The organism is uncultured Abyssibacter sp. (assembly GCF_964000955.1).
In the GTDB taxonomy this organism is placed as follows: domain Bacteria; phylum Pseudomonadota; class Gammaproteobacteria; order Nevskiales; family OUC007; genus Abyssibacter.
Window position 1 is genome coordinate 1 of record NZ_CAXFCL010000239.1, and the last position, 1,652, is coordinate 1,652.

Sequence of the window (1,652 nt, forward strand, 5' to 3'; positions counted from 1 at the left end):
CAGCACAACTACCGCTACCTGTTCGGCTGCGCGAGCATCGGCCTGGAGGATGGCGGCGATCAGGCCAGCGCCATCCTCGACAAGATCGAACGTCGCTACATGGCGCCCGAAGCCATCCATGTAACACCGCGGCGCCCCTACCCCGTCCAGCGCCCGCCCGCCGAGGTCGCCATGCGCATGCCGCCGCTGCTCAAGGCCTACGTCAGCCTGGGTGCCAAGGCCTGCGGCGCGCCGTACTGGGACGAATCCTTCAACTGCTGCGACGTGCTCATGCTGCTCGACATCGACGAGTTGTCGCCGCGCTACGCACGCCGCTTCATGCCTTCCGAAGACGCCAAGTCCAACGGTGCCCGCCATCATTCGGCTCGTTCTTAGAGGCCTGCTCGTCGCAGCCCACCTGCTGCTCGGCCTCATCGTCAGCCTGCTGATCGACGTACTTGCCGCGGTCGGTCCGTCGCGCGAGCGAATCGTGCAGTGGTGGCATCGCCAGCTCTGCCGCGTGCTGCGCGTGAACATCCAGGTGCACGGCCCGCTGCCGAAGACACCGGTGATGCTGGTGAGCAATCACGTGTCCTGGCTCGACATTCCCGTGCTCGGCGCCCTGACGACCACCCGCTTCGTCTCCAAGTCCGAGGTCGCCGACTGGCCGCTGATCGGCCGGCTTGCCCGCGCCGCCGGCACCGAGTTTCATCGTCGCGGTGGTGGTGGTCAGGGAACCCGGCGACTGGTCACGCGCCTGACGGGACATCTGGACAACGGCCAGTCGGTCACGGTCTTTCCGGAGGGCACGACAACGCTGGGCGCGACGACCCGGCGGTTCCAGCCGCGACTGTTCGCCGCGGCCATCGAGTCCAATCGATCGGTCGTGCCGGTCCTGCTGCGTTACGGGCCCGACCCGGAAACCGCAACGGTCACGCCCTATGTCGGCGACGACATGTTCGTGCCGCATCTGCTGCGCATCCTGCAACGCCCCCGCATCGTCGTCGACGTATGGTTTCTGGACGCGGTCGACAGCGCAGGGATGGATCGGACGACGCTGGCCCGTCAGGCGCAGCGCGCGATCGATGCGCAGCTGGTGAAATGTCCGCCGGACCTGCTACCGGAACGCGAGCCGGCGCTGCCGCGCCACCGCCTGCCGATCTGATCCGCCAGGTCAGCCGGACCGCTCGACGGCGGCAAGGCGCTCCGGTGTTCCGACATCGTTCCAGACACCCCGGTAGAGCTCCCCGCTGACCACGGAACGGGCCATCGCCTGACGCAGAAGGGGAGCCAGGGGAAACGCGCGCTCCGCCTGTCCCGCGACCAGATCCGGGTGGATCAGGCTGATGCCGCTGAATGTCCAGGACGGCGCGGGCGAATCGACGACCCGCCCGTCATCGAGATCGAAATCGGCGCGCATACCTGGCAGCGGCGGCACGAGCACCAGATGCGCCAGCCGGCCGGCCGGCCAGTTCAACGTCGCCAGGCCAGTCAGCGAATAGTCACTCCAGACATCGGCATTGCAGATGAGCACGGGCTCGTCCGGCGGCAGCAGCGGCAGTGCGTTGGCGATGCCGCCGCCCGTCTCCAGCGCCGCCTCGCCCTCGTCCGAGTACCGGACGCGCAACCCCCATCGCCGGCCATCACCCACGTGATCGCGAATCCGATCACCC

General features: G+C 68.1%; 2 protein-coding genes and 1 pseudogene. 2 read left to right on the forward strand and 1 reads right to left on the reverse strand.

Annotated elements, in window-relative coordinates:
* Window positions 1-375 (forward strand): annotated as a pseudogene (locus ABNS06_RS11685) (hemolysin); the annotation flags it as partial.
* Entirely contained in the window at window positions 347-1,144 is a 798-nt protein-coding gene (locus tag ABNS06_RS11690; protein ID WP_348674777.1) for a lysophospholipid acyltransferase family protein, read from the forward strand. The pseudogene ABNS06_RS11685 and the gene ABNS06_RS11690, both read left to right, overlap by 29 nt.
* A 9-nt stretch (window positions 1,145-1,153) precedes the next feature.
* On the opposite strand, the gene ABNS06_RS11695 is transcribed toward ABNS06_RS11690, so the two are convergent.
* Window positions 1,154-1,652 (reverse strand): mannose-1-phosphate guanylyltransferase (locus ABNS06_RS11695; RefSeq protein ID WP_348674778.1); only part of this gene is annotated, 499 nt, incomplete at its 5' end.